This is a genomic window from Pseudomonas sp. GW821-FHT01A09 (assembly GCF_058986725.1).
This window is the reverse complement of the sequence record NZ_JBYSWB010000041.1, coordinates 1-26,546: the sequence shown is the minus strand read 5'-3', so window position 1 is coordinate 26,546 and position 26,546 is coordinate 1. Positions and strand designations below refer to the sequence as shown.

Annotated in this window: 22 protein-coding genes, 2 tRNA genes and 1 pseudogene; 11 read left to right on the top strand and 14 right to left on the bottom strand. The window is 62.8% G+C overall.

Annotation, left to right across the window (positions count from 1 at the left end):
- Positions 1 to 163: 163 nt before the first annotated feature.
- From AC3WJP_RS27350 to AC3WJP_RS27335, 4 genes are all read right to left on the bottom strand, one after another.
- A complete protein-coding gene (locus AC3WJP_RS27350) occupies positions 164 to 520 on the bottom strand; it encodes a hypothetical protein (RefSeq protein ID WP_493723745.1) in 357 nt (118 codons plus the stop codon).
- A 777-nt stretch (positions 521 to 1,297) separates the two neighbouring features.
- Positions 1,298 to 1,373 (bottom strand) — tRNA-Thr (locus AC3WJP_RS27345).
- Between the two features lie 280 nt (positions 1,374 to 1,653).
- Positions 1,654 to 2,859: a methyltransferase gene (locus AC3WJP_RS27340; RefSeq protein ID WP_493723744.1), complete on the bottom strand. Its 1,206-nt coding sequence runs from the start codon at positions 2,857 to 2,859 to the stop codon at positions 1,654 to 1,656.
- A 9-nt stretch (positions 2,860 to 2,868) separates the two neighbouring features.
- A complete protein-coding gene (locus AC3WJP_RS27335) occupies positions 2,869 to 3,663 on the bottom strand; it encodes a transporter substrate-binding domain-containing protein (RefSeq protein WP_493723743.1) in 795 nt (264 codons plus the stop codon).
- Positions 3,664 to 4,103: 440 nt separating this feature from the next.
- Here AC3WJP_RS27335 and gabP point away from each other — a divergent pair, with 440 nt between their 5' ends.
- Positions 4,104 to 5,513, top strand: a complete 1,410-nt coding sequence (gabP, locus tag AC3WJP_RS27330; RefSeq protein ID WP_493723742.1) for a GABA permease — start codon at positions 4,104 to 4,106, stop codon at positions 5,511 to 5,513.
- Positions 5,514 to 5,700: 187 nt separating this feature from the next.
- Here gabP and AC3WJP_RS27325 read toward each other — a convergent pair whose 3' ends face one another.
- The 6 genes from AC3WJP_RS27325 to AC3WJP_RS27300 form a co-directional block, all read right to left on the bottom strand.
- A complete protein-coding gene (locus AC3WJP_RS27325; protein ID WP_493723741.1) occupies positions 5,701 to 7,590 on the bottom strand; it encodes an acyltransferase family protein in 1,890 nt (629 codons plus the stop codon).
- 22 nt (positions 7,591 to 7,612) lie between these two features.
- Positions 7,613 to 8,944 carry a hypothetical protein gene (locus AC3WJP_RS27320; RefSeq protein WP_493723740.1) on the bottom strand — a complete coding sequence of 444 codons (1,332 nt, stop codon included), beginning with the start codon at positions 8,942 to 8,944 and terminating at the stop codon, positions 7,613 to 7,615.
- Positions 8,945 to 9,300: 356 nt separating this feature from the next.
- A tRNA-Phe gene (locus AC3WJP_RS27315) sits at positions 9,301 to 9,376 on the bottom strand.
- Positions 9,377 to 9,466: 90 nt separating this feature from the next.
- Positions 9,467 to 9,739 (bottom strand): oxidative damage protection protein, encoded by a 273-nt coding sequence (locus AC3WJP_RS27310; protein WP_493723739.1) that lies wholly within the window; start codon positions 9,737 to 9,739, stop codon positions 9,467 to 9,469.
- Complete coding sequence (mutY, locus tag AC3WJP_RS27305) at positions 9,736 to 10,830, bottom strand: A/G-specific adenine glycosylase (protein ID WP_493723738.1); 1,095 nt, start codon at positions 10,828 to 10,830, stop codon at positions 9,736 to 9,738. Before mutY ends, AC3WJP_RS27310 begins: the two co-directional genes overlap by 4 nt.
- Positions 10,827 to 13,043 (bottom strand): AsmA family protein, encoded by a 2,217-nt coding sequence (locus AC3WJP_RS27300; protein ID WP_493723737.1) that lies wholly within the window; start codon positions 13,041 to 13,043, stop codon positions 10,827 to 10,829. Before AC3WJP_RS27300 ends, mutY begins: the two co-directional genes overlap by 4 nt.
- A 307-nt stretch (positions 13,044 to 13,350) precedes the next feature.
- On the opposite strand from AC3WJP_RS27300, the gene AC3WJP_RS27295 reads away from it, so the two are divergent.
- From AC3WJP_RS27295 to AC3WJP_RS27265, 7 genes are all read left to right on the top strand, one after another.
- A complete protein-coding gene (locus AC3WJP_RS27295; RefSeq protein ID WP_493723736.1) occupies positions 13,351 to 15,006 on the top strand; it encodes an OFA family MFS transporter in 1,656 nt (551 codons plus the stop codon).
- 219 nt (positions 15,007 to 15,225) lie between these two features.
- Entirely contained in the window at positions 15,226 to 15,819 is a 594-nt protein-coding gene (gene hisB / locus AC3WJP_RS27290; protein WP_110950632.1) for an imidazoleglycerol-phosphate dehydratase HisB, read from the top strand.
- On the top strand, positions 15,819 to 16,457 hold the full coding sequence (gene hisH, locus AC3WJP_RS27285; RefSeq protein WP_493723735.1) for an imidazole glycerol phosphate synthase subunit HisH: 639 nt from the start codon (positions 15,819 to 15,821) through the stop codon (positions 16,455 to 16,457). The genes hisB and hisH overlap by 1 nt, the downstream gene beginning before the upstream one ends.
- Positions 16,458 to 16,715 (top strand): DUF2164 domain-containing protein, encoded by a 258-nt coding sequence (locus AC3WJP_RS27280; protein ID WP_493723734.1) that lies wholly within the window; start codon positions 16,458 to 16,460, stop codon positions 16,713 to 16,715. It begins immediately after the preceding gene.
- 41 nt (positions 16,716 to 16,756) lie between these two features.
- A complete protein-coding gene (gene hisA, locus AC3WJP_RS27275) occupies positions 16,757 to 17,491 on the top strand; it encodes a 1-(5-phosphoribosyl)-5-[(5-phosphoribosylamino)methylideneamino]imidazole-4-carboxamide isomerase (RefSeq protein ID WP_493723733.1) in 735 nt (244 codons plus the stop codon).
- A 74-nt stretch (positions 17,492 to 17,565) separates the two neighbouring features.
- Positions 17,566 to 18,336: an imidazole glycerol phosphate synthase subunit HisF gene (gene hisF / locus AC3WJP_RS27270; RefSeq protein WP_226504134.1), complete on the top strand. Its 771-nt coding sequence runs from the start codon at positions 17,566 to 17,568 to the stop codon at positions 18,334 to 18,336.
- A gap of 190 nt (positions 18,337 to 18,526) precedes the next feature.
- Positions 18,527 to 19,273 carry a substrate-binding periplasmic protein gene (locus AC3WJP_RS27265; RefSeq protein WP_493723732.1) on the top strand — a complete coding sequence of 249 codons (747 nt, stop codon included), beginning with the start codon at positions 18,527 to 18,529 and terminating at the stop codon, positions 19,271 to 19,273.
- 314 nt (positions 19,274 to 19,587) lie between these two features.
- Here the strand turns inward: AC3WJP_RS27265 and AC3WJP_RS27260 are convergent.
- The 4 genes and pseudogenes from AC3WJP_RS27260 to gpmI all read right to left on the bottom strand — a co-directional run.
- Positions 19,588 to 20,343: pseudogene (locus AC3WJP_RS27260) on the bottom strand (divergent polysaccharide deacetylase family protein); the annotation flags it as partial.
- Between the two features lie 2 nt (positions 20,344 to 20,345).
- Positions 20,346 to 21,728 carry a S41 family peptidase gene (locus AC3WJP_RS27255; protein ID WP_493723731.1) on the bottom strand — a complete coding sequence of 461 codons (1,383 nt, stop codon included), beginning with the start codon at positions 21,726 to 21,728 and terminating at the stop codon, positions 20,346 to 20,348.
- 91 nt (positions 21,729 to 21,819) lie between these two features.
- Complete coding sequence (locus AC3WJP_RS27250; protein ID WP_493723730.1) at positions 21,820 to 23,136, bottom strand: murein hydrolase activator EnvC family protein; 1,317 nt, start codon at positions 23,134 to 23,136, stop codon at positions 21,820 to 21,822.
- Between the two features lie 197 nt (positions 23,137 to 23,333).
- Positions 23,334 to 24,869 (bottom strand): 2,3-bisphosphoglycerate-independent phosphoglycerate mutase, encoded by a 1,536-nt coding sequence (gpmI, locus tag AC3WJP_RS27245; protein ID WP_493723729.1) that lies wholly within the window; start codon positions 24,867 to 24,869, stop codon positions 23,334 to 23,336.
- 266 nt (positions 24,870 to 25,135) lie between these two features.
- On the opposite strand from gpmI, the gene AC3WJP_RS27240 reads away from it, so the two are divergent.
- The 3 genes from AC3WJP_RS27240 to secB are packed head-to-tail and all read left to right on the top strand — an operon-like array spanning position 25,136 to position 26,335.
- On the top strand, positions 25,136 to 25,549 hold the full coding sequence (locus tag AC3WJP_RS27240; protein WP_493723728.1) for a rhodanese-like domain-containing protein: 414 nt from the start codon (positions 25,136 to 25,138) through the stop codon (positions 25,547 to 25,549).
- Between the two features lies 1 nt (position 25,550).
- The gene (gene grxC / locus AC3WJP_RS27235; protein WP_493723727.1) at positions 25,551 to 25,805 is read left to right on the top strand and encodes a glutaredoxin 3; all 255 of its coding nucleotides are present in this window, start codon (positions 25,551 to 25,553) and stop codon (positions 25,803 to 25,805) included.
- Positions 25,806 to 25,846: 41 nt separating this feature from the next.
- On the top strand, positions 25,847 to 26,335 hold the full coding sequence (gene secB / locus AC3WJP_RS27230) for a protein-export chaperone SecB (RefSeq protein WP_493723726.1): 489 nt from the start codon (positions 25,847 to 25,849) through the stop codon (positions 26,333 to 26,335).
- Positions 26,336 to 26,546: the final 211 nt, after the last annotated feature.

The window sequence follows — 26,546 nt, the reverse complement described above, 5'->3', positions numbered from 1 at the left end:
CTTGGTCATCAGACACCTCTCTATGGCGAGCATTCTCGCCTAAATGGGTGTCCGGTTTCATTAGACCACTACAGACAGAGCCGGGCGAACGGGTTGGGACAGGATGGGGTAAGCAAATAGGTTGCTGCAGGGTAGCGAGAACCAGAGTCGCAGGAGTTGGCGGCTACTCACCATTCGGATGCTTAGAAGATCGAAGGTGTGGGGGCAGCTTCGCCTCTTGCTTTAGGCGTTTGTGCTCACGCGACGCAATCGGCCACAGCAGTTCCTCCAATAGTCTGGCTAACTTTTGAGCAGTGGGTTCGTCGAGCTTTTCTACAGTGCCCGTCCTGGAGCTAGCGCACCGGATAGATTTGCTCGGAATATCCAGCGCGTCCATGACGCCGTTGATGTAGGGAGTTAGATATGGCTCACGATCACCAAGAACGTGGCTTTCGGGTGCGGTCTGATAGTCCCAGTCCACTTTGAATGTCTTACCATTTTTGATGATTTTTATAATGGGTAGTGCAGGATATTTATTCATTCGGGGATGATGTCGTTTAGTTTTGTTTAATTGGCATCCTTGAGAAGGCTTGCCCTTGGTTGATTACAAGAGCAAGCCTGACACTTATTTACAGCAGTTCGTCAATGCTGTCCCGCAGGAGCTCCCATGCATGTAGCGCACGGGAAGCAGCCCACAGAAAGCTCAGTATGCGTAGAAAGACTTTCCACATACCTTGGCCTCCGGTCAGGGTGGCCAAGCCTCCGGCGTGCTTACCGGAATACGCACGCCTTCGGACACAGTGTTGTCGTGTCCAATGAGACGGCCAGGTTGATGACCCGCTACGCGGAGTCCGGCACGGATTACTAGCCCGTGGTAGAGGGGCTGAAATCTATGCTTTGGCCCGTCCATTTCATGGTCGACTACAAGTGAGCGGCGCGATGGTAGCGCTTCCGGATGCGTAGTGCTTCTATGATGAGTTACTAGTTGTGTGTAATGTAATTTTTTGTTTCGACTAGTTGGGTGTTCGGGACATCTGTGTATATAGGCCGGCAATATTGACATGTGCGTGTTGCGGGTCTACTGTTGCAACCGTTGTCGTGTCCAATGAGCTGGGGCAGCAGCGGCTTACTACCGCTGTTGTCGAGAGAAATCCGTCTTCTAACCGAGGCGGATTTTTTTTGTCTGGGATTTGTGGGTGGATCGAGGTGGCGGAGGCGGGGAGGGCCTCTTCGCGGGCAAGCCCTGCTCCCACAGGGATCGGAGTGGGCGCAAACAAAAAAGGCCCACCTTGCGGTGAGCCTTTCTCGATACTGCGTATGGTGCCGGCACCAGGAATCGAACCCGGGACCTACTGATTACAAGTCAGTTGCTCTACCATCTGAGCTATACCGGCATGTGAGGGCGCTGATTATAGCCATTCGCTCCCGGGAGTAAACCCCCCTAAGCGCCCTTTTTTTCAAAGGCTTATGCCATTTCGGCAAAAACCTTATGCACATTCCTCTCGTCCGACCCTGGCCACCCTCATCGGTTTACATTTGCCAAAACAATCATCGCAACCTGCTGTTTTCCCAGTCATTTATATTTGAACAAAAAGTGACCATGCCATCACACCCCGCAAAACCCCAGTAATAAAAGGGCAACACCTGAATCTGTCAACAGAGTTATCCACAGGCTCAAGCGCTTTCAGCGACGATCATCAGGTTGCGCGGTGTCATCTCATAAGGGCAAAAAGTCCCCATACACACCGAGTAGCCGCGCTCTTGCAGATAGAGCGCGCGGTCCAGCACCAGCCACAATTCCAGTGGCCGCCGGAACAGGTTGCGCACCAACTCGAGGTTTCGTACCACCGCCAGGCGCATCTCACCCGCATGCTCCAACGCATCCCAATCGGCCGATAGGCAATCAAGGCCCTTGAGCGCAGCCAGATGCCGGCAGTACGCCTCGAACGGCTTCTCCAGCCAAGCCGCCGGCAGTGACGGTGTGGGCAAGTACTCATCCACCCCGCGCGCCTGCCGTTGCCACAGATCGAAGCCCAGCCGCCGCGCCATGGAGCGGTCGCGCTGGCGGCGTACGCGGGCGCCAGCGGTGACGGTTTCGCTGAGGGGTAGGCCGAGGTCGTCGCGGTCCAGGCGCAGGCGGGAGGCCATGGCGGGACGGGACAGGCCCGTGTAGCTATCCGCTGCGGTGCGGTTGTAGCAGCAGGGCGCGACGGCCAGCGAATTACAGCCCGCCCCGCAAGCCCGTTGCAGCAAGCGCACATGCAGGTCGCCGCAGGCATGTAGCGCCACGGGGGTGTATCCGCTGGATAACAACAGCTCATCCGCGAGGACATCCTGCTGAACATGCTCGACCACCAGCCGATGGTGGTCGCTCAGCGCCCGGCCAGCCTGCACCAGCGTCGGGTCATATTCGAAACAGGTCAGGCGCTGCTCGGCCTGCAACAGTCGCCGCCCGAGGTGTCCTTTGCCCGAGCACCAGTCGAGCCAGTGCTGCACGGGGTGGTGAAAGTCCAGGTGACTGCCGAAGGCTTCGATCTGCTGCCATTTACGCCCAGGCACATCGACGCTCAAGCGCGAGCCCGCAGGATGCAACGGCGTACACGGCAATTCCCCCACGCGACTGAGCGCAAGGCTGCGCGACGCCAAGGATGCAAAAATCCCCGGCGCATCGAGCCGTTCCGGATGATTGTGCGCAGCCTCGGCCTGCTCAAGGCTGCGGCCGCGCAACCACTCGGCCAGTTCGGGATGATCAGCCTCCCAAGGCAGCACCAAGCCAGTAAACGGCCGTGGCCGCCATAGCGCCTGATGCTCGGTCAAAAAAACATCCAGCGCCGAAAACCGCGTCAGCAGCTCGGCGCCGTGTAGATAAAGATCGGTCATCGCCGTTCGTTATTGGATGCTGAACGGGAAGTAGCGGTCGTTGATTTTCTGGTAGGTGCCGTCGCGGATGATTTCCTGCAACGCCTGGTTGAGGCGCTCGCGCAGGGGGTCGCCTTTGCGCACGGCGATGCCGATCTTGTCGGCGGCGTCGATGGGTTTGTCCTTGAACTCGTAGTTCTTGCCGGCGTCGGTCTTCAGCCATTCGAACGTGGAGTACTTGTCGGCGAGGATCGCGTCGAGGTTGCCGGCGGCCAGTTCGTCGTAGAGCTCTTGCTGGGTGTCGTACAGCAGGATGTTGGCGCTGGCGCCCAGGTTGTCCTGCAGCCAGCCGCCGGCGAAGGTGTCGCGCTGGGCGCCGAGGTTCTTGCCGGCCAGGGAGGGCAGGTCGGTTTTGAGGTCGGTGGTGATGGGCGCCAGGAACTGCAGCTTGTTGGTGTAGTAGGGCGTGGTGAAGTCGACGGCTTCCATGCGGTCGGGGGTGATCGACATCGACGAGATCAGGAAGTCGAAGGCGTTGTTGTTGAGCGCGGGGATGATCAGGTCCCAGTCGGAGGTGACGACCGTGCATTCGACTTTCATCTTGGCGCACAGGGCATTGCCGATGTCGACGTCGAAGCCCACCACTTGGCCGCCCGGATCACGGCCGTTGAAGGGCGGGTGACCGGCCTCGACGCCCATGCGCAGCGTGGCGGCAGGCGGCGTGTCTGGTGTATCCGGGGTGTCTGCGGAATCGTCGGCCATCGCACTGAAGCTGAAAGCCAGGCTGGCGACGGCGGCCAGTAGCAGTTTGGTGACGCTGTGCATGGGGATGACGCTCCGTGTGGCGATCCGGCGATGTTGCCAGCTTTGCGATATGAGCGGAAAGCGGAATTTGGATCGAACGGCAGTGTATCGGTTCCCTGATAGGCACGGTGGCTGAATCATTTCTTCAGCAGTGGCGGGCCGTTCTGAATTTGCTCCACATATACCGCAGCGCACCAAAGTGTTACCTGGTTGCTCTTTTGGGTGCTCTTTCTTGGTGCGTCGTTGAGTAGTTCCGTAATGAGTTGCACCTGCTGGCATAAATGCTAGCAATATCATGTGCTTGATTTGCAGGCTCTGGCACGAGGGTGGTGCAACTTTCGTCTAGCCTTGAAACATTTTGGCGCACTTCTTGCGTAAATAATCTGCAACGGCATGTTGCTTTCCTTTAACGGGGCACGGGGTCGCCGGACTATTCGCCTATTTTTGCAAAGGTAGTCTCAATGAGCGGTACGAAATCCAACAATCTGGGGCAGGGGCTCAAGCAGCGTCATGTCACCATGCTGTCCATTGCTGGCGTGATTGGCGCTGGCCTGTTCGTGGGTTCGGGGCATGCGATCGCGCAGGCCGGACCTGCGGTGTTGCTGGCCTATGCGGCAGCGGGCACGCTGGTGGTATTGGTGATGCGCATGCTGGCCGAGATGGCCGTTGCGTCGCCGGACACTGGTTCGTTCTCGATCTATGCCGACCGCGCTATCGGTCACTGGGCCGGTTTTACCATCGGCTGGCTGTACTGGTGGTTCTGGGTGCTGGTGATTCCGCTGGAAGCCAACGCGGCGGCGGGCATCCTGCACGCCTGGTTCCCGGGCATTGCGGTATGGGTGTTCACGCTGGTGATCACCATTCTGTTGACCCTCACTAACCTGTTCAGCGTCAAGAACTACGGCGAGTTCGAGTTCTGGTTCGCGCTGGTCAAGGTGCTGGCGATCGTCGCCTTTATCGTGCTGGGTGCGGCGGCGTTGTTCGGCCTGGTCCCGGGCAGTCAGGTCAGCGGCGCGAGCCATATCTATGACACCAACGGCTTCCTGCCGAATGGCATGGGCGCGGTCGTGGCGGCGATGCTGACCACCATGTTCTCGTTCATGGGCACCGAGATCGTCACCATCGCGGCGGCGGAATCCAAGGACCCAGGCGCGCAGATCACCAAGGCCACCAACTCGGTGATCTGGCGGATCTTTCTGTTCTACCTCGTGTCGATCTTCCTGGTCGTGGCCCTGGTGCCGTGGAACGACGCACGCCTGGCGGACGTCGGTTCGTACCAGACGGTGTTGGACATGATCGGTATCCCCAACGCCAAGTTGATCGTCGACCTGGTGGTATTGGTCGCGGTGACCAGCTGCCTGAACTCGGCGCTGTATACCTCTTCGCGGATGCTCTACTCCCTGAGCAAGCGCGGTGACGCGCCGGCCGCCGCACAGCGCACCAGCAGCGCCGGTACGCCGTACGTGGCGGTGTGGATGTCGACTGCAGCGGCCTTTGTCGCGGTGTTCGCCAACTATGTTGCGCCGGCGGCGGTGTTCGACTTCCTGCTCGCCAGCTCGGGTGCCATCGCCCTGTTGGTGTATCTGGTGATCGCTGTGTCGCAACTGCGCATGCGTCAGAAGCGTGTGGCCGCGGGCGAGAAGATCGCCTTCAAGATGTGGTTGTTCCCGGGCCTGACCTATGTGGTCATCCTGTTCATCATCGGCGTATTGACCATCATGGCCATCCGCCCGGCCAACCGTGTGGAGATTTTCGCCACCGGCTTGCTGACCATCCTGGTGGTGGCGGCAGGGCTGTTGGTGTCGCGTCGCCGCAAGGCGCTGGGGCATGCCAGCCATAACGCAGGGCAGAACTGGACGCCTGAGCGATAATCAGCAGGCGAAAAAAAACCGCCGTCAGTGATGACGGCGGTTTTTTATGGGTGGCGTACCCTGTAGCGAGGGGGCTTGCCCCCGAAAATCTACCAGACGATACAGTAGTGTCAGGCCGATATTTTCGGGGGCAAGCCCCCTCGCTACAGGTTCAGGTCCAGGTCCAGGTCCAGGTTCAGGTCCAGGTTCAGTTCTTGTACAACTCCGGCATCACATAATTCTTCACGATATAGATCGAGCCCTTCTCGCTCAGGTGGCCGTCATCGATCTGCAGCAGCGAGTTGTCGTCTCCCAGTCGGACCAGGCACGAGTTGGCGATGCACAGCTTGTCGATCAACGAGACGAAATCCACGCTGCGCGCATCGATGAGCTTGGGCATGGCGCGGTTGGCGGCCATGATCGACTGATCCAGCGCGGCATCGGTGATATAGGCGTCATTGCCGCCCCAGTGGCGGTTGGCGATTACGCTCGGCAGCGACGGCGCCCATTGCGGCAGCGGGCCCATCAGCACGATGTGTTTGACCCCGTAGCTCTTCAGGCGCGCAGCGATCTCGCCCCATTGGGTCTTGTCGTGGTCGCTCTTCTGCGCCATCACCACCACATCCGGGCGCAGCGCCTCAATGCTGCTCAGGGCCAGGCGGTTGGAGTAGTTGCAGGCGATGCGCTTGTCGGTGCTGCGCCCGGTGTCGTCGGTCAGGCTCGGTTTGCAGCTGGCCGACGCCACCTGATAGAACGGCGTGCCTTTCGCCAGCTCCGTGCGCAGCCCCAGCGACAGCGCCTGAGCGTGGGAGTCCCCCCACAGGAACACGCCGCCGTCACCCTGCTTGCGGGTGCAGGATGCATCGATCGCCTTTTGATTGCGCTCGGTGAAGGCCGAAAAGGCATCGCACTTGAGCCAGTAGGATTCGTAGAGGTTCTTCTGCCGCGTGGCGTAGTCCTGCACGAAGCGCGCGCGGTCCGACACGCTGACGGCGCGCAGCGGCGTGACCGCACCCTCGGTGGCGTTGACCGCCGCAGCGCCGACGAACAAGGAGGCGATCAAGGCGCTGACCTGAGCGAAGGCCCAGCGCCGTTTCGGGCTGCTCTTGCGTGACGACGGGCTTTCGATAAAGCGGTACGAGGCTGCCGCCAAGGCGAAGGCGCCGGCGATGCCCAGCAGAATGTGCGGCGTGCTGTGCAGCGAGCCGGCATAGCTGAGCAGCACCACCACGGGCCAGTGCCAGAGGTACAGCGAGTAGGAGATCTTGCCGGTCCACTGCGAGAAGCGGTTGTTGGTGACCACGCTGTTCTGCCGCGCGGCGACGATCATCGCCAGGGTTCCGAGCACCGGCAGCAGGGCCAGGTAGCCGGGCCAGATGTCGTCTTCACGCAGCAGCACGAAGCCGGCCACCAGCATCAGCAAGCCGCTGCCTTCCAGCAAGCGCTGATGCCGCGCGTCGAGCTTGAGCGGGTACAGACAGGCCACACCCCCCGCCAGCAGCTCCCAGGCGCGCGAGGGCAGCAGATAGAACGCCGGTTGCGGCCACCACAGCGAACTGGCCACACAGAAGGCAAAACCGGCCACACAGGCCGCCAGCACCAGCCGTCGCACATAGCGCAGCGGCATCAGCTTGCTCAGCACCAGCAGCGCGATGGGGTAGACCATGTAGAACTGCCACTCCACCGACAGCGACCAGGTGTGCAGCAGCCATTTCTCGTGCGCGGAGGCGGTGAAGTAGCCGGCCTCGTTCCAGTAGGTGAAGTTGGAGAAGAAGCCCAGGCTGCTGGCGATGTGTTTGCCCAGCTGGCTGTATTCCAGCGGCAGCAGATAGAACCAGCCGACTAGCAGTAACACCGCGCACAGCACCGCCAGCGCCGGGATGATCCGTTGCGCCCGTGACTTGTAGAAAGCCAGCAGGCCGAAGCTGCCGCTGTCCAGCTTGCGGAAAATGATGCCGGTGATCAAAAAGCCCGAGATCACGAAAAAGATATCGACCCCGGCAAAGCCGCCCGGCAGCCAGTCGGGGTTGAAGTGGAACAGCACCACGGCCAGCACGGCGATGGCGCGCAAGCCGTTGATGTCTTGTCTGAAGTCCATGATGCAGCTCCACTGGGCGCGTTCAGGTCATGTCGGGCAGGTGGTCGGTGGTGGCCTGGGCTTCGCGGCTGTCGCGATGGCTGCGGATATCCTCGGCGCGGGTGGGCGTGGCCAGCAGCTTGGCCGACAGCGCGCGACCGACCGCCAGGCCGAGGAACAGGTTGGAGGTGGCCACCTCGAACATGTCCGTGGTCCAGCCGATCATGATGATGCAAAAGCTGATCGCCAGCAGCGCGCGGCTCATGGGGTCCGGGCTGCGGATCAGCTTGAACAGCATCGGGATCTGCATCACGTACAGCACCACGCCGCCGAGCCCAAACAGCGCCCACAGGTAAACGGCGCTGCTGTCGGAGCCGATCATGCGTTCGGCACCCACCACCGGGAACAGCGCCACGCTGCTGCCGAACAGGCCGAAGCCGGCGCCGGTGACGCTCCAGTGGGCATCGTTGACCGCGTTGAAGGCGTTGGGCCAGGTATTGACCAGGCGGTCGTAGAACGAGGCGAAGCCGCCGGGATGGGTCACGGCGTTGGGGTCGAAGTCGTGCAGCAGGCTGACGATGGGCAGGGCCAGGCCGATCAGCACGGTGATGATCATCAGGATGCGGCTGGTCCAGTGCAGGTTCAGCACCATCAGCAGCACCAGGGTCAGCAGGAACGCCATGGCCGGCGCCTTGCTGGTGGTCAGCACGATGCCGTACAGGGAGATCATGCCGATCATCAACAGCAGGATTTTCGAGCGCACGAACATCACCAGGTACAGGGTGTGCACGGCAATGATGATCGACAGCACGTTGGACACCCGCGCGAAGCCGGCCAGCCGGTCGACCTCGTCCGCCGCCCAGGTGGTGTTGGCCGAGAGCTCCTGGCCGTTGAGGAAGTAGCTGTAGCCCTTCCACGGCAGGGTGGTGAATTTGTCCGCCAGCACGCCGATCAGCGAGAACAGCAGGCACAGGCTCACCGCCCAGCAGAACAGCCGCCGCCGATGCAGCAGGTGGTCGCTGCACACCAGGCCGAACAGCAGCGGCCCGAAGTTGAACAGGGTAAAGGCGACGTTGTTGGGCGCCGCGCCGTGGAGCATCGCCAGCACCGCCGAGATCACCAGCAGCAACAGGCCCAGCCACAGGCCGCGCGAGCTCTTCATGGAATGCAGCTCGAGGGCGAACATCGCCACGCAGGCGGCCTTGGGCATGTACATCAGCGCCGACAGCCCGGCCTGGTCGAAGTAGAAGCGCAGGGCGCCAGAGAAGGTTTCGACCACGATCAGGCTGATGGCGACCCAGACCACCACGGTGGATTTATTGAAGGTCAGCACCGAGGCCTTGGGGCGGCTGGGGTAAACGGGAGTCGACAGCATAGGCCAGCCCTCCAGGGCATTGATTGGCGTAAGTCGTGAACGGACGGAGGAGGGTGCTGCGTGCAGGCGAGACGCCATGCTACCGCCCATTGAGCGGGTGGCCGTCAATGGGTGGTTCGGATTTTGGAGGGGTATCTGCGGCGAGGCGTCGCGGCACGAAAGCGGTTGGGGCTCGGAGATGGCCATGGGCAACCGAGCGGACAGTTCACCGCCAATCGGCAGGAGTGTCAAACATTTTGTAAAACTTCCCGCCGAAGCGTGTGCGCTGTCGGTTTTTTGACAGGCAATAAAAAACCCGCACTAGGCGGGTTTTAAATGTTTTCAGATACTGCGAACACCACCTGAAAACTGAAGAGTGGTGCCCAGAGACGGAATCGAACCGCCGACACGGGGATTTTCAATCCCCTGCTCTACCGACTGAGCTATCTGGGCAACGGGGCGCATTAAACTGGTTTTTCGAGGAGTCGTCAAGCGCGAGATCAAAAAAAATTGCAATTAATACCGTCGCTTACGAAATTCCCCTTATTCGGCGGGTGGAACGTAGCCGTCGGCCTTGGCGTATTCCTCGCCGGACAGGTACTTGTCCATCTCGCCCTGGAGGAATTTGCGGTCCTCGGCGTTCATCATGTTCAGTCGACGTTCGTTGATCAGCAGGGTCTGGTGCTTCTGCCAGTCGGCCCAGGCCTTGGCCGAGACGTGATTGAAGATGTCTTCGCCCTTGGCGCCCGGGTACGGAGGGCGCTCCAGGCCGGGCAGTTGTTCTTTGTATTTGCGGCAGTTAACGGTACGGGTCATTGCGACTCTCCTGAATTCAAGGCTTCGGCCGCGCGTTTGAGCAGTTTCTTCACGGGGGCGGCTAGGCCCAGGCGCGGCGGGGTGGCGAGGTTATACCAGAGCCAGTCGGCCTCGGCCACGTGACCGGCGTCGGCCTGGACTTCCACCAGCCAGGGTTCGATGGCCAGCTGGAAGTGGCTGAAGGTGTGGGTAAGGGCGGGCAGCGCCTTGGGCGTGGCCATGTGCAGTGCGTGCTGGGCGGCGAGGTGCTCGATGTCGGCGAAGTCGTCCAGCTCCGGCAGGCTCCACAGGCCGCCCCACAGGCCGCTGGAGGGGCGCCGATAGAGCAGAATGGCGCCGTCGCGGGCCAGCAGCGGCATCAGCGTGCGTTTCTGCGGGATAGTCTTGCGCGGCTTGGGGATCGGGTAGCGGATCTCCAGGCCGAGCATGTGCGCCTCGCAGCTGCGTTCCAGCGGGCACAGCAGGCAGCTGGGCTTGCTGCGGGTGCAGAGCGTGGCGCCCAGGTCCATCATCGCCTGGGTATAGTCGTTGACGCGGCTTTGCGGCGTATACAGCTCGGCGTTGGCCCACAGCGCCTTGGCCACCTTCGGCTCGCCGGGGTAGCCCTCCTGGGCGGTGTAGCGGGCCAGCACGCGCTTGACGTTGCCGTCGAGGATCGGCGCGCGCAGGCCCATGCTGATGCTGGCGATGGCGCCTGCGGTGGACAGCCCGATGCCGGGCAGCTCGACGAGTTTTTCCACATCCCTGGGGAATTCGCCGCCGTACAGGGCCACGACCATCTGCGCGGTGCGTTGCAGGTTGCGCGCGCGGGTGTAGTAGCCCAGCCCGGTCCACAAGTGCAGCACTTCGTCTTCCGGTGCCGCTGCCAGCGCCTCGACGCTGGGCAGCGCCTCCATGAAGCGGCCGAAGTAGTTGAGCACGGTGCTGACCTGGGTCTGCTGCAGCATGATCTCCGAGACCCACACCCGGTACGGGTTGATGTCCTGTTGCCAGGGCAGGTCGTGGCGACCGTGGCGGTCGAACCACTCCAGCACGGCGCTGGAGAACTGTTCGGGGGTGAAACGCTGCCCGCTGTGAGCCTGGGCATTCATCGTTTGAACAACCCGCGCAGGGCGTCTTTGATTTGGGGCGTCACTTTGTCTCCGAGTTTCTCTTCGATCTTGTCGCCGATGCGATCACCGGCGGCCTTGGCGGCGACCTTGGCCAGGCCTTCGCGGTCGACGCGGCAGGCCTTGGCGCCCAGTTCCAGCGGGCCACGGCACAGCAGCGGGAATTCGAGGTTGGCGAAGTTCTGGTTCACCTCGCAGGCCGGGTCGGGCATGTCGCTCTTGTCGCCTTCGACCAGCACGCCGACGTGGTAGTCCATGCCCAGCACGCGCAGGTCGACGGTGCCATTGCCGCTGACGCTCAGCCCCGGGATTGCGACCTTGAGGTCCTGGTTGCTGGCCACGCCGTTGCGAATCACCAGGCTGCCGCCCAGTTGCTGGAATGGCGTATCGCGGCCACGGGGCGTGCCGTTGAGGGTCTTGCGGTTGAGGGTGGCGATGCCCTGGCAGACTTGCTGCTCGAGGTTGGCATTGACCAGCACGCCGTTGTTGATGGCGAAGCGCGCGTTGCCGTTGAGGCCTTCGATCAGCGCCTTCTGGCTGTTGCCGGTGCTGGTCAGGTTGCTGTCCAGCGTCAACAGGCCGGTGATGGTCGCCTTGGGGCTTTGGGTCTTGATGAACTGTTCGACCGGCACGCGATTGACCTTGGTCTGCACCGCCAGCGCCGGTACTTCCGGGCGCACGTCGAGGGTGCCGTGGGTTTCGAAGCTGCCGTCGAACAGGCCGCCACCGAGCGTCTGCAGGGTCAGCAGGCCGTCTTGCGCCTGGGCCTTGAGGGCGGCGTTGTCGATGGGCAGCTTGTCGAGGGTCAGCTGACCGAAGCTGAGGTCGGCCTGCAGGTCGAGGCTGCGCAGGCGCTCGATCGGCAGTAGACGATCATCGCTCCAGGCGCCTTTGGTCGGGGCGTCAGGCAGCGGCGAGTCGCCGGAGCCGGTGATCGCCGCTTCGCTCTGATTGACCTCCGACTGACGCGCGGCGCTGACACTGGCGCTGTTCTGGCCTTTGGCGGGCAGGTAGCGGTCGGCGTCGACCTTGTCGCCCTTGAGTTGCACGCGCAGCGACTGTTTGGCGAAGTCGTCCACCGCCAGGCGGCCGGTGTAGGTGCTGCCATCGAGCTTGAGGTTGAGGTCTTCCAGCGCCAGCGAGGTTTTCGAGCCGCTCAGGCGGGTGACCAGTTCGAGCTGGTTGAGCGTGCCGGGGTCGGCCATGGCCGGCAGGTCGACGCCGATGCTGTCCAGGAAGGTGCGCAGATTGAATTGAGCGATGGACAGGCCGCCGCTCAGTTGCGCGTTGCCGGACAGGTCGCGCACGTGCAGCTCGCCGAGGGCACGCAACTGGTTGGCGGAAAGCTTGAGACCGGTCCAGTCGGCGACATTGGCGGCCTGGTCCAGCAGCAGCTGGCCCTGGGCGCCGAAAGTCAGGGTCTTGCCCTGCATCGGATCGCCCGAGGCTTCGCCGCTGAGCTTGAAGTCGCCGAACTGATAGCGCTTCAGGGCACGATCGAAGCGCAGCTCGCCGGAGACCTCGGTGCGTGCGCGCAATTGCGGCAGGTTGGTGCCCAGGAAGGCGGTGAACTTGACCGGGATGTCGGTGTTGTCGTGTACCGCGCCGGTGCTCAGCTGAATGCTTTCGGCGCTGTAGGTGCGGCCGGTCTTTTCGTCGACGTAGCGCACGGTGGCGTTGTTGACCGTGAGGCTGTCGATGTCGAGCCGCACCGGGCGCGAGGCGCTGTCGCCGGACGCGGTCGCGGGCGCGCTGGCAGGTGCGTTCGGGTCGGTGCTGGCCGGAGTGGGCGCGGGCTTGCCGATGTCTTCCCAGTTGCCGTGGCCGTTGGCGTCGCGATCGAGGCTCAGGTTGAGGCCTTCGACGCGGATATCGCTCATCTGCACTTCACGGCGCAGCAAGGGCAGCACGCGCACCGAGAGGCCGAGCATCTGCAGCTCGGCGAACGGCGTTTTCGGGTTGCTCAGGGTGGCGACGCTGGCGTCGTGCAGTTCCAGGCCCAGCCAGGGGAACAGGCTCCAGCCGATGTCGCCCTTGAGATCGAGCTCCACGTGCGCCTTGTTGCGGGCCAGCTGGCGGATCTCGTCTTTGTAGTCGTTGGGATCGAAGAAATGCGTGAGGGCGAAGCCCGCCGCCACAATGATCAGCAACAGCCCGAGTACGATGAGCCCCAGGATTTTGCCGAACGCTTTCATAGGCGAGTCCTTGTAGTTCGAAGTTCAGAATTCAGCCCGGGAGTATAACGTCCCGGCTGCCTTTTCAGGGCAGTGTAGAGGGCTGCGTCACGAATAAGACAAAATGCACTGGCAATGTGCTTTCACTGGGCAGGCCAGATGGTAACCTTGGGCGCAGATTCTGCCTTTATGCGACTAACTGTCGCACAAAGTGTGGTTTTTTCCGCAAGCCTGCCGATAAGACGATCGATTGCTTGCGTGCAACGCAGATCGCTGGGCAACGGAAGCTTCATGCGTCATATAAAAAACACTTGAAGGGGTAATACAAATGAGCACCACACTTGCGGGCGGCGCGGATACGCAGCCGGCTTTCCTGTCCAAGGAGCGGATCATCGCCAAGCCGGGGTTCAACCGCTGGCTGGTACCACCGGCCGCTCTGGCCATTCACCTGTGCATCGGCATGGCCTACGGCTTTTCGGTGTTCTGGATTCCACTGTCCAAGGCGCTGGGGATCACCAAAGCGGTAGCCTGCCCGGCGGACATGTCGTTCGTCAGCCAGGTGTTCTCGTCTACCTGTGACTGGCCGATCTCCATGCTCGGCTGGATCTACACGCTGTTCTTCATCTTCCTCGGCTGCTCGGCGGCCATCTGGGGCGGCTGGCTGGAACACGCCGGTCCGCGCAAGGCCGGTGTGGTCTCGGCACTGTGCTGGTGCGGCGGCCTGGCGATCTCGGCGCTGGGTGTGTACACCCACCAGATCCTGCTGATGTGGCTGGGTTCCGGGGTCATTGGCGGCATCGGCCTGGGGCTGGGCTATATCTCGCCGGTCTCGACCCTGATCAAGTGGTTCCCGGACAAGCGCGGCATGGCCACTGGCATGGCGATCATGGGCTTCGGCGGCGGCGCGATGGTCGGTGCACCCTTGGCCGCAGCGTTGATGGGGCATTTTGCGACCCCGACCAGCGTTGGCGTATGGCAGAGCTTCGCGGTCATGGCGGTCATCTACTTCGTGTTCATGATGGCGGGCGCGCTGCTGTATCGCGTACCACCGACCGGCTGGAAGCCTGAGGGCTGGACCGCGCCGGCCAAGAGCACCAAGGCGATGATCACCAACCGTCACGTGCACGTCAGCGTGGCGTGGAAAACCCCGCAGTTCGCCCTCGTGTGGCTGGTGCTGTGCCTCAACGTTTCCGCGGGCATCGGCATCCTTGGCATGGCCTCGCCGCTGCTGCAGGAAGTGTTCGCCGGCAAGCTGTTGGGCAACAACCTGACCTTCAGCGAACTGGACGCCACGCAACTGGGCCAGATCGCTGCCATCGCCGCCGGCTTTACCGGCTTGTTGAGCCTGTTCAACATTGGTGGGCGGTTCTTCTGGGCGTCGTTCTCGGACTACATCGGCCGCAAGAACACCTATTTCGTGTTCTTCGCCCTGGGCGTGGCGCTCTACGCGCTGGTGCCGACGCTGGGCCACCTGGGCAGCGTGGCGCTGTTCGTGGCGGCGTTCTGCGTGGTGCTGTCGATGTACGGCGGCGGTTTCGCCACGGTGCCGGCCTACCTGGCGGACCTGTTCGGGACGCAGATGGTCGGTGCCATCCACGGTCGTCTGCTGACCGCCTGGGCGGCGGCGGGCGTGCTGGGCCCGGTGTTGGTCAACTACCTGCGTGAGTATCAGTTGAGCATCGGCGTGCCGCGCGCCTCGGTGTACGACATCACCCTGTACATCCTCTCCGGCCTGCTGGGGCTGGGCTTCATCTGCAACGCCCTGGTGCGTCCGGTGGCCGACAAGTACTTCATGACCGACGAACAGCTCAAGGCCGAACAGGCCATTGGGCATGACAAGGGCGCGGGTGGTTCGACCGTGCTGGAGTGGTCGGCCGATCCGAGCACCAAGCCGCTGGCCGTGGTGGCCTGGCTGGTGGTGGGCATCCCGCTGGCATGGGGTGTGTGGGTGACGTTGCAGAAGACTGCGGTGTTGTTCCACTAAACCAACGCAGACCCTGTAGCGAGGGGGCTTGCCCCCGATGGGCCAGATCTGACACTACACAGTTGTGTCAGGACCGGCCTTTCGGGAGCAAGCCCCCTCGCTACATGGGTTTGGCCTTTTATCCGATTTTTCGCCCATTTCACCGTTCTGTTTCTGTTTGGCGCCCGGCGGCCTATAATGCTCGCCTTTTTTCGCTCAAATGAGTTTGCGGAGCTGGTGATGGCCGAACGTAAGGCGTTCGTCGAGCGCGACACCCTGGAAACCCAGATCAAAGCCTCGATCAACCTGGATGGCACCGGAAAGGCCCGATTCGATATCGGCGTGCCTTTTCTTGAACACATGCTCGACCAGATCGCCCGTCACGGGCTGATCGACCTCGACATCGAGAGCAAGGGCGACCTGCATATCGACGACCACCACACGGTCGAAGACGTGGGCATCACCCTGGGCCAGGCTTTCTCCAAAGCCATCGGCGACAAGAAAGGCATCCGTCGCTACGGCCACGCCTATGTCCCCCTCGATGAAGCCCTGTCGCGTGTGGTCATCGACTTCTCCGGCCGCCCCGGCCTGCAGATGCACGTGCCCTACACCCGCGCCACCGTCGGTGGGTTCGACGTCGACCTGTTCCAGGAATTCTTCCAGGGCTTCGTCAACCACGCCAACGTCACCCTGCACATCGACAACCTGCGTGGGCACAACACCCATCACCAGATCGAGACCGTGTTCAAGGCCTTCGGCCGCGCGCTGCGCATGGCCGTCGAGCTGGATGAGCGCATGGCCGGGCAGATGCCGTCGACCAAGGGCGTGCTCTGATGCAGACGGTAGCCGTGATCGACTATGGCATGGGCAACCTGCACTCGGTGGCCAAGGCCCTGGAGCACGTGGGTGCCGGCAAGGTGCTGATCACCAGCGACGCCACGGTGATCCGCGAAGCCGACCGCATCGTGTTCCCCGGCGTGGGCGCGATTCGCGACTGCATGGCCGAGATCAAGCGCCTGGGCTTCGACGACCTGGTGCGCGAGGTCAGCCGCGACCGGCCGTTCCTCGGCATCTGCGTGGGCATGCAGGCGCTGATGGACCGCAGTGAAGAGAACGCCGGCGTCGATTGCATCGGTGTCTTCCCTGGCCAGGTGCGCTTCTTCGGCAAGGACTTGCATGAAGACGGTGCGCACCTGAAGGTCCCGCACATGGGCTGGAACGAAGTCGCCCAGGCCGTGGATCACCCGCTGTGGCACAGCATCCCGGACCTGGCGCGCTTCTACTTCGTGCACAGCTTCTACATCGAAGCCGCCAAGGCGGGTCAGGTGGTCGGCCGCGGTCACTATGGCCGCGACTTCGCCGCCGCCCTGGCCGAGGGCTCGCGCTTCGCCGTGCAGTTCCACCCGGAAAAAAGCCATACCCACGGCCTGCAGCTGCTGCAGAACTTCGCCGCCTGGGATGGTCGCTGGTAAATGGCCAAGCCGAAAAAGCCGCCGATTCTCACGCTCACGCCCGAGCAGGAGAGCGAAGCCAACCACCAGATCAAGCGCCTGATGCAGGAGCGCTTCGATCTGCAGCTGGGCACCTTCGAAGCGGCCGAAATCCTTGAGCTGTTTACCCGCGAAATTGCTCCGCACTATTACAACAGGGCGATTTTCGATGCTCAGGCGCTGCTCAAAGAGCGCTTCGAGAGCGTCGAAAGCGACTTGTGGGCGCTCGAGAAAAACTGATTCTCGAGCTTGCTGTTTACTGAATTCGACAGGTTTGCCAGATGCTGATTATCCCCGCTATCGATCTCAAGGACGGTGCCTGCGTGCGCCTGCGCCAGGGCCGTATGGAAGACTCCACGGTGTTTTCCGATGATCCGGTGAGCATGGCCGCCAAGTGGGTCGATGGCGGTTGCCGCCGGCTGCACCTGGTGGACCTCAACGGCGCCTTCGAAGGCCAACCGGTCAATGGTGAAGTGGTCACCGCCATCGCCAAGCGCTACCCGCAGCTGCCGATCCAGATCGGCGGCGGCATCCGCTCGCTCGAGACCATCGAGCACTACGTCAAGGCGGGCGTCAGCTACGTGATCATCGGCACCAAGGCGGTCAAGCAGCCGGAGTTCGTCGCCGAGGCCTGCAAGGCCTTCCCGGGCAAGGTCATCGTCGGCCTGGATGCCAAGGACGGTTTCGTCGCCACCGATGGCTGGGCTGAAGTCAGCACCGTGCAGGTCATCGACCTGGCCAAGCGTTTCGAGGCCGATGGCGTCTCGGCGATCGTCTACACCGACATCGCCAAGGACGGCATGATGCAAGGCTGCAACGTGCCGTTCACAGCGGCGCTGGCCGCCGCCACGCGCATCCCGGTGATCGCCTCCGGTGGCATCCACAACCTGGGCGACATCCGCGCTTTGCTCGACGCCAAGGCACCGGGCATCATCGGCGCCATCACCGGCCGCGCCATCTACGAAGGCACGCTGGATGTGGCCGAGGCGCAAGCCTTCTGCGACAGCTACCAGTAATCACTGCGCCCCCGCGTCGGCCCGGTGCCGGCGCGCTCTGCCGGCAACCTTGCCCGTAACTGGAGACCACCCTCATGGCCCTGGCCAAACGCATCATTCCCTGCCTCGACGTCGACAACGGTCGGGTGGTCAAAGGCGTGAAGTTCGAGAACATCCGTGACGCCGGCGATCCGGTGGAAATTGCCCGCCGCTACGACGAGCAGGGCGCCGACGAAATCACCTTCCTGGACATCACCGCCAGCGTCGATGGCCGCGACACTACGCTGCACACCGTCGAGCGCATGGCCAGCCAGGTGTTCATCCCGCTGACCGTGGGCGGCGGCGTGCGCACTGTGGCGGACATCCGCAACCTGCTCAATGCCGGTGCCGACAAGGTCTCGATCAACACCGCCGCGGTGTTCAATCCCGAGTTCGTCGGCGAGGCGGCAGCGCGTTTCGGCTCGCAGTGCATCGTCGTGGCCATCGATGCCAAGAAGGTCTCCGGCCCGGGTGAAGAGCCGCGTTGGGAAATCTTTACCCACGGCGGGCGCAAGCCCACCGGGCTGGACGCGGTGCAGTGGGCGATGAAGATGGAAGGCCTGGGCGCTGGCGAGATTCTGCTGACCAGCATGGATCAGGACGGCATGAAGAACGGCTTCGACCTGGGCGTGACCCGCGCCATCAGCGACGCGCTGGGGATTCCGGTGATCGCTTCCGGCGGCGTGGGCAACCTGCAGCACTTGGCTGATGGCGTGCTGCAAGGGCACGCGAGCGCGGTGTTGGCGGCGAGTATCTTCCACTTTGGCGAATACACGGTGCCCGAGGCCAAGGCGTTCATGGCGGCGCAGGGGATCGTTGTCCGCTGAATCCACCGCCCCGTGTAGCGAGGGGGCTTGCCCCCGATTCGTGAGAACAGCCACATGCATGTGGCTGAGCTGCTTTCGCGGGCAAGCCCCCTCGCTACTTGGGTGATGGCAATTAGCCTCATTGCTGCTGGACAGATGCATCAACCCCCGGCACTCTGCTTGTTGCCGTGACTGTCGGGGGTAAGCGTTCATGTTCAATCGTCTGATGTTCGTTCTGTTGTGCTGCTGTGCATTCGCGGTTCGCGCGCAGGACACGAGCGACCAGCCCATCGTGCTGCTGACCGAAAACTTCCCGCCCTACAACATGGCTGACGACGGCAAGAACTTCGCCAACGACGAGCATGTAAAGGGCATCGCCGCCGACCTGGTGCGCGAGATGTTCAAGCGCGCCGACATTCCCTACAGCCTGACGCTGCGTTTCCCGTGGGAGCGCATCTACAAGCTCGGCCTGGAAAAACCCGGTTACGGCGTCTTCGTGATGGCGCGTTTGCCCGAGCGCGAGAAGGCGTTCAAGTGGGTCGGGCCACTGGGGCCCGATGACTGGATCCTGCTGGCGCGCGCGGACAGCCCTATCAAGCTGGAGACCCTCGCCCAGGCTCGCAGGTACAAGATCGGTGCCTACAAGGGCGATGCCATCGAAGTCAGCCTGACCGAGAAGGGCATGAACCCGGTGATCGCCCTGCGTGACCAGGACAACGCCAGCAAGCTCAAGGCCGGGGAGATCGATCTGTGGGCGACGGGTGATCCGGCAGGGCGCTATCTGGCGCGGCAGCTGGGCATCACCGACCTCAAGACCGTACTGCGCTTCAACAGCGCATCGCTGTTCTTGGCGCTGAACAAGAACACCCCGGACGAGGTGGTCGCCAAGCTGCAGATGGCCCTGGATGAAATGCGCAGCCAGGGCTTTGTGGATGAGGTGATGGGGCGGTATCTCTGAAGGCCCGCCTCACCCTGTAGCGAGGGGGCTTGCCCCCGAAAGCAGTGCACCCATGCAAGTATGTCGGGTGTACGATTTTTCGGGGGCAAGCCCCCGCGCTACGGGGTATCGATCGGTCGGCCCGCCGCCGGATCGATCGGCGTCGGGTCAGGCGAACCGAAGTCCGGATCCGGCCCCGGCTCAGGCACTTCGTTCGGATCACCCGACGGCACCGAGATCGGCGTCGGCGCTGGCACCGCGACCGGCACCGCAACCTTGGACGGGCTCGGCTTCTGCGGCTTCGGCGGCGCAACCGTATTGGCCGCTGCGTTGTGGTAGACGCCATCCTTGCCATGGGCGCCGATCGCCCGGTTGCCGCGCGCGGTCACCATCTCCTTGATCGGAATCCAGGTCACGCCTTGCCCCGCCAGCTTCGGCAGTTCGCGCTCCAGCACGTCCAGCGTCTGCGGGTAGGGGTGGCCGATCATCACCACGCTGCCGTGCTTGCGGGCGAACTTGATGGCGGTCTGCAATTGGCCGTTGATGGCTTCAGGTGTGCGCACGTCGTCCAGGAACACATCCCGTGACAGGCTCGGCAGGCCGATTTCCTGGGCCTTGGCGGCAGCCACGGTCTTGGCGGTGGTGCGGCTGTCGAGGAAGAACATCCCGCGCTGTTTCAGCTGGCCCATGAGCATGGCCATGGCCTCCGGCTGCACGGTCATGCCGCTGCCTTCGTGGTTGTTCATGCCGGACGCGAAAGGCACGGCCTTGAAGGCCGCCTCCAGACGCTTCTGCAGTTCGGCCATGGGCAACCCGGGATGCCAGGCGAAAGGCCCGGTCGCCGGATCCATGGGCATGTGGATGATCACGGTCTTGCCGGCCTTGTGGGCCTGGCTGGCGAAGTCGGCGGCATGCGGGGTGTCGGGCATGATCGCCAGGGTCACCGGACCCGGCAGCGCCAGCGCGCGGCTGTCGCGCGACGGCGTTTGCCCCAGGTCATCGATGATCAGCGTCAGGTAGGCCGGGCTGTCCGACGCGGCATGGGCCGCGCCGGTCAGGCAGCAGAGCAACAGCAGGCAGAGCGTTCGCATACTCAATTGCTACGGGTCACGCTCAGGCCCTTGAGCAGGCTCAGGGCCTGGCTCAGCTGGTAGTCGTCATCCTGCGGACGCGCCTTGTTGCCTTTGGCCGGTGCCTTGCCCGACGGGCTCGGGCGATCGGCTCCGCCGTTGCCATTGCCCAGGTGGCCCTGCAAGTCGGCTTCCTTGAAGCTCTCCGGGTCCGACTCGTTGGTGATCTTGGCCGGACGTACCTCGACATCCGGCACGATGCCCTGGGCCTGGATCGAGCGGCCGTTGGGGGTGTAGTACAAGGCGGTGGTGATCTTCAATGCGCGATCGTTGGCCAGCGGCAACACGGTTTGCACCGAGCCCTTGCCGAAGCTGTCGGTGCCCATCAGCACCCCACGCTTGTGATCCTGCAAAGCGCCGGCGACGATTTCCGACGCCGAGGCGCTGCCGCCGTTAATCAGCACCACCAGCGGCACCGCTTCGCTCAGGTCATGCCCGGTGGCCGAGAAGCGCAGTTCGGAGTTGGCGATGCGGCCTTTGGTGTAGACGATCAGGCCGCTGCTGATGAAGTGGTCGACCACTTCGACCGCCGCCTGCAAGACGCCGCCGGGGTTGTTGCGCAAGTCCAGTACCAGGCCGTTGAGCTTCTTGTTGTTGTCCTTGCGCAGCTTGGCCAGGGCCGCGGCGACTTCTTCGCCGGTCTTGACCTGGAACTGGGTGATGCGGATGTAGCCGTAGCCGTTTTCCAGCAACTGCGCCTTGACGCTCTTGACCTGGATGGTGGCGCGGGCGAGGGTCACGTCGAAGGGGTTGCCACCGTCGCGCACCAGGGTCAGGGTGATTTTTTCGCCGATCTTGCCGCGCATCTTGTCGACGGCTTCGGTCATGGTCTGGCCGCGGGTGGGCTGGCCGTTGATCTTGACGATCAGGTCGCCCGCCTGGATGCCGGCCTTGGTAGCCGGGGTGTCGTCGATGGGCGAGACCACCTTGACGAAACCGTCGTCCACGCCGACCTCGATGCCCAGGCCGCCGAATTCGCCGCTGGTGCTTTCCTGCAGCTCCTGGAAGTCTTCCGGGCCGAGGTAGGCGGAGTGCGGATCGAGGTTGCTGAGCATGCCCTTGATGGCGTTCTCCAGCAGAGTCTTGTCATCCACGGGTTCGACATACGCCGCCTTGATGCGGTCCATGACCTCGGCGAAGGTGCGCAGCTCTTCCAGCGGCAACGGCGGCTTGGCCGCAGCTGGAGCAGGCGAAGCGGCGGGCGCCTTGGCGGGGATGGTCGTGGCCGGGATCGACGCGGGCGGCGTCGAGGTCGGCGCTACCGGGTCCGCGGCATGGGCCAGGGGCGCGCCAATGGCGACGGCGATCGTCAGGGCCAGCGAGGTAAGGCGGGACAGATGCAGCATGTCGAACAACTCCTAATCCTGGTTTTGCGCCTTTCGGGGCATCGGCGTGACAGTCAATGACCGCCAGAACGCCCTTGTTGAGGTTTCGCGCTTAACCACGACACCATTGCTCAGGGTCGGCGGGCCGCCCCTGCTGGCGTATGGCGAAATACAAGGCGGGGGTATCCTGCCCACCACTGGTACCGACCGTCGAAATCGCGTCGCCGGCTTTTACTACGTCACCAGCGCCCTTGAGCAGGGTCTGGTTGTGTCCATACAAGCTCAGATAGCCGTTGCCATGGTCGAGAATGACGAGAAGTCCGGCGCCGCGCAACCAGTCCGCGAACACCACTCGACCACCATGCACGGCACGTACCGTACTGCCGGCCGTGGCGCTGATCATCACCCCGTCCCACTTGGTACGGGCATCGTCACCGCGGGTTTCGCCAAAACGTGCGAGCAGTCGACCATCAACCGGCCATGGAAGTTTGCCCTTGGCCGCAGAAAACTCGCCGCCGAAGGTCGCGCCACCGCTGGAAACCACCGCGCCCGGGGTCGCCCTGGGGCGTTTCGGGGCCGGCGCTTCATCGTCATCGTCGGTTTTGCCGTCGTTGGCCTTGGCCTGCGCCGCGGCGGCGGCTTCGCGGGCGCGCTTGTCGGCCTCTTGCTGGGCGAGGAGGGCCTTCTGGCGCGCCTCTTCGGCTTCGCGGGCCTGGCGAGCAAGGGTTTCCTCGATGGTCTGGAGCACCTTGGCGAGGTCGGCCTGATCCTGTTGCCGGGCCTGCAGCTTCTGATCGCTGGCCTTGTATTGATCGTTGAGCTTGGCCAGTGCGGCCTGGCGCTCCTTGCGCACGTCGTCGAGTTCCTGGCGCTGGCTGTCGAGATTGCCTTGCTGGGCCAGCAACTGGGCCTGCTGCAGGTCGATGTCCTTTTGCACCGCGGCCTGTCGGGCCAGGGTTTCGTTGAAGGCGCGCAGTTGAGCCAGGCGCGCCTTGCTCATGTAGTCGTAGTAGGTGAGGGTGCGGGCGAATTTTTCCGGGTTCTGCTGGTTGAGCAGCAGCTTCAGGTATTCCTGGCGACCATTCTGATACGCCGCGCGCGCCTGGATGGCGATCAAACGCTGCTGTTCCTTGCGGGCCGCTTCGAGCTTCTGCTTCTCTTCATCGAGACGCTGGAGCTCGGCTTGAGTCTTTTTTAGTTGCTGTTGCAGGGCCTCCACCTGCTTTTGAAGCTCGCCCATCTTGGTCTCGGTGGTGCGCAGGTCTTTTTGCACGCCGGATTTCTCCTGCTGCACCTGGGCAAGGGCCTTCTTCAGCTCGGTGATGTCCTGGCGGGTGGCATCGAGCTGTTGCTGGGTTTGTGCGCGTTCGTCGGCATAGGCCGTGCTGAACAGGCAGGTCATGGCAATGAGTATCAGGGCGCGAAGCATGGGGCGGGCGATACCAGGGAGAGGGACGGGCCTAGTATGCCCGCCGCGAGCGGCAAAAAAAACGCCTGCGGGCCATTGGCACCAAGGCATTACATGAAACATGTAGCGAGGGGGCTTGCCCCCGATAGGCAGGATCCAGGAAATCAAGGAGTCCGACCGAGCGAATCGGGGGCAAGCCCCCCCGCTACAGGGTTAAATCAGTCTTTGACCAGAATCGAAGTCCCGGTCATTTCCTTCGGCTTGTCCATGCCCATCAGATACAGCATGGTCGGCGCCACGTCGGCCAGCACACCGCCTTCGCGGACCTTGAGCTTCTGCTTGCCGACATAGATGAAGGGCACCGGCTCGGTGGTGTGCGCGGTGTGTGCCTGGCCGGTGCTCTCGTCCGACATCTGCTCGCAGTTGCCGTGGTCGGCGGTGATCAGCGCTTCGCCGCCGACCTTGTCGAGGGCATCGACGATGCGCCCGACGCAGGTGTCCAGGCATTCCACGGCCTTGACCGCCGCGTCGAGGATGCCGCTATGGCCGACCATATCGCCGTTGGCATAGTTGACCACGATGACGTCGAAGCGCTGATGCTCGATGGCGTCGACGATCTTGTCGGTTACCTCTGGCGCGCTCATCTCTGGTTGCAGGTCGTAGGTAGCGACCTTGGGCGACGGGATGAGAATGCGTTCTTCACCGGGGAAGGGCTCTTCACGGCCGCCCGAGAAAAAGAAGGTCACGTGGGCATATTTTTCGGTTTCGGCGATACGCAACTGCGTCTTGCCGTTATCGGCCAGGTATTCGCCCAACACGTTGTGCAGGCTGCCGGGGGCGAACGCGGCGGGCGCAGGAATATTCGCCGAGTACTGGGTCAGGCCCACGTAGCCGGCCAATTTCGGCTGGCGCTTGCGCTCGAACTCGCTGAAATCGGCCTCGACGAAGGGGCGGCTGATCTCACGGGCGCGGTCCGCGCGGAAGTTCATAAACACCACCGCATCGCCGTCTTCGACTTTGACGGCCTCACCGATGACGGTGGCCTTGACGAACTCGTCGCTCTCGCCGCGCTCATAGGCCGCCTGCAGACCGGCCACGGCGGTGTCCGCCTGGAACTCGGCGCTGGCGTCGACGATCAGGTTCCACGCGGCGCTGACGCGATCCCAACGGTTGTCACGGTCCATGGCGAAGTAGCGGCCGATCAGGCTGGCGGTGCGGCCCTTGCCCAGGCGCTGGTAGGTGCCGTCCATCAGTTCGAGGGATGCCTGCGCGCTTTTCGGCGGCGTGTCGCGGCCATCGAGGAAGGCGTGCAAGTAGATTTTTTCGGCGCCACGCCTGGCGGCCAGTTCGACCATGGCCACCAGATGATCCTGATGGCTGTGCACGCCGCCTTCGGACAGCAGGCCCATGACGTGCACGGCCTTGTTGGCGGACACGGCCTTGTCGACGGCCGCGCAGATAGTGGGGTTCTCGAAGAACTCGCCGTCGCGGATGGCCTTGGTGACCCGGGTGAAATCCTGGTACACCACGCGCCCGGCGCCGAGGTTCATGTGGCCGACTTCCGAGTTGCCCATCTGGCCATCGGGCAGGCCGACGTCCATGCCCGAGCCCGAAATCAAGCCGTTGGCCTGGGTCGCGACGAGGCGATCGAGGTTCGGCTTGCGCGCCGAATACACGGCGTTGTCGTCATGGCTTTCGCTGTGACCGAAACCATCGAGGATGATCAGGACCAGAGGTTTAGGCGTGGCAGTCATTAGATCCCACTCATTGTTAGAGGAAAGAAGGGCATGTTAGGGCATCTGCGCGGTAATTGCCGAACTAGAAAATCAATGTAGCGAGGGGACTTGCCCCCGATCACGGTGTATCAGCCAATTCATCGGGGGCAAGCCCCCTCGCTACAAAGACCGTCGGGCAGGAGGCGGGTTCCCGATCAAACCGGCATCATGGGCATACTGCATGCTTTGGCCCACCCCGGTGCGCGTGTATACTGGCCGGCATTTTAACGCCCTGGAACCTCCTGATGGTCGCTCACCTGATCGAATTCGCCACAAATCACTATGTGCTGGTCGGCATCTTCGCCGTGCTGCTGGCTCTGCTGCTGTCGCTGGAGACCAGCCGCGGTGGCAAAAGCCTCAGCTGCCGCGAGCTGACCGCGCTGGTCAACAGTGACCAAGGCGTGGTCATCGACATCCGCGCCAAGAAGGACTTCAGCACCGGCCACATCGTCGATTCGCTGAATATTCCCCAGGACAAGCTGGCCTCGCGCATGGCTGAACTGGAAAAACACAAGGCCAAGACCCTGATCGTCGTCGACGCCATGGGCCAGCACGCCGGCGCCACCGCGCGCGAACTGCTCAAGGCCGGTTTCACCGCCGCCAAGCTGTCGGGCGGTGTTTCCAGCTGGAAGGCCGATAACCTGCCATTGGTGAAGTGATATGAGCGTCGTCGTCTATTCCAGTGATTGGTGCCCGTACTGCATGCGCGCCAAGGCCCTGCTCGAAGGCAAGGGTGTCGATTTCACCGAGATCAAGGTCGACGGCAAGCCTCAGGTGCGTGCCGAGATGACCAGCAAGGCCGGGCGCAGCTCGGTGCCGCAGATCTGGATCGGCGACATCCACGTGGGTGGCTGCGACGACCTCTATGCCCTGGAACGTGCCGGCAAGCTCGATGTGCTGCTCAGCAAGGCCTGAACCCCATTCCCGTTAGACTTTGAAGTGACAAGGATCCCGCAATGACTGACCAACAGAACACCGCAGCGAGCACCGAAGACGAAACCGCTCCGCAATTCTCCCTGCAGCGTATCTACGTACGCGACCTGTCGTTCGAAGCGCCGAAAAGCCCGGCCATCTTCCGTCAGCAGTGGGAGCCTAGCGTCGCACTGGACCTCAACACTCGCCAGAAGGCTCTGGAAGCCGACTTCCACGAAGTGGTGCTGACCCTGTCGGTGACCGTCAAGAATGGTGACGAAGTCGCTTTCATCGCTGAAGTTCAGCAGGCCGGTATCTTCCTGATCAAGAACCTCGACGACGCGTCGCTGAGCCACACGCTGGGCGCGTTCTGCCCGAACATCCTGTTCCCGTACGCGCGCGAGACCCTGGACAGCCTGGTAACCCGTGGCTCGTTCCCGGCACTGATGCTGGCCCCGGTCAACTTCGACGCCCTGTACGCGCAAGAGCTGCAGCGCATGCAGGAAGCCGGCGAGACCCCATCGGTTCAGTAAGTGAACCTGTGGTCATGAAAAAACGCCCTTCGGGGCGTTTTTTTTGTAGGAGTACGGGGCGCCTGTGGTGGCGCTGCTGACGACCTCTTCGCGGGCAAGCCTCGCTCCCACCCAGCAAGGCGGATCAACGGCATTTTTCTGTGGCGAGGGGGCTTGCTCCCGATACGGTGGGTCAGACAAGGAGGTGTCGCTGACCCACCGTATCGGGAGC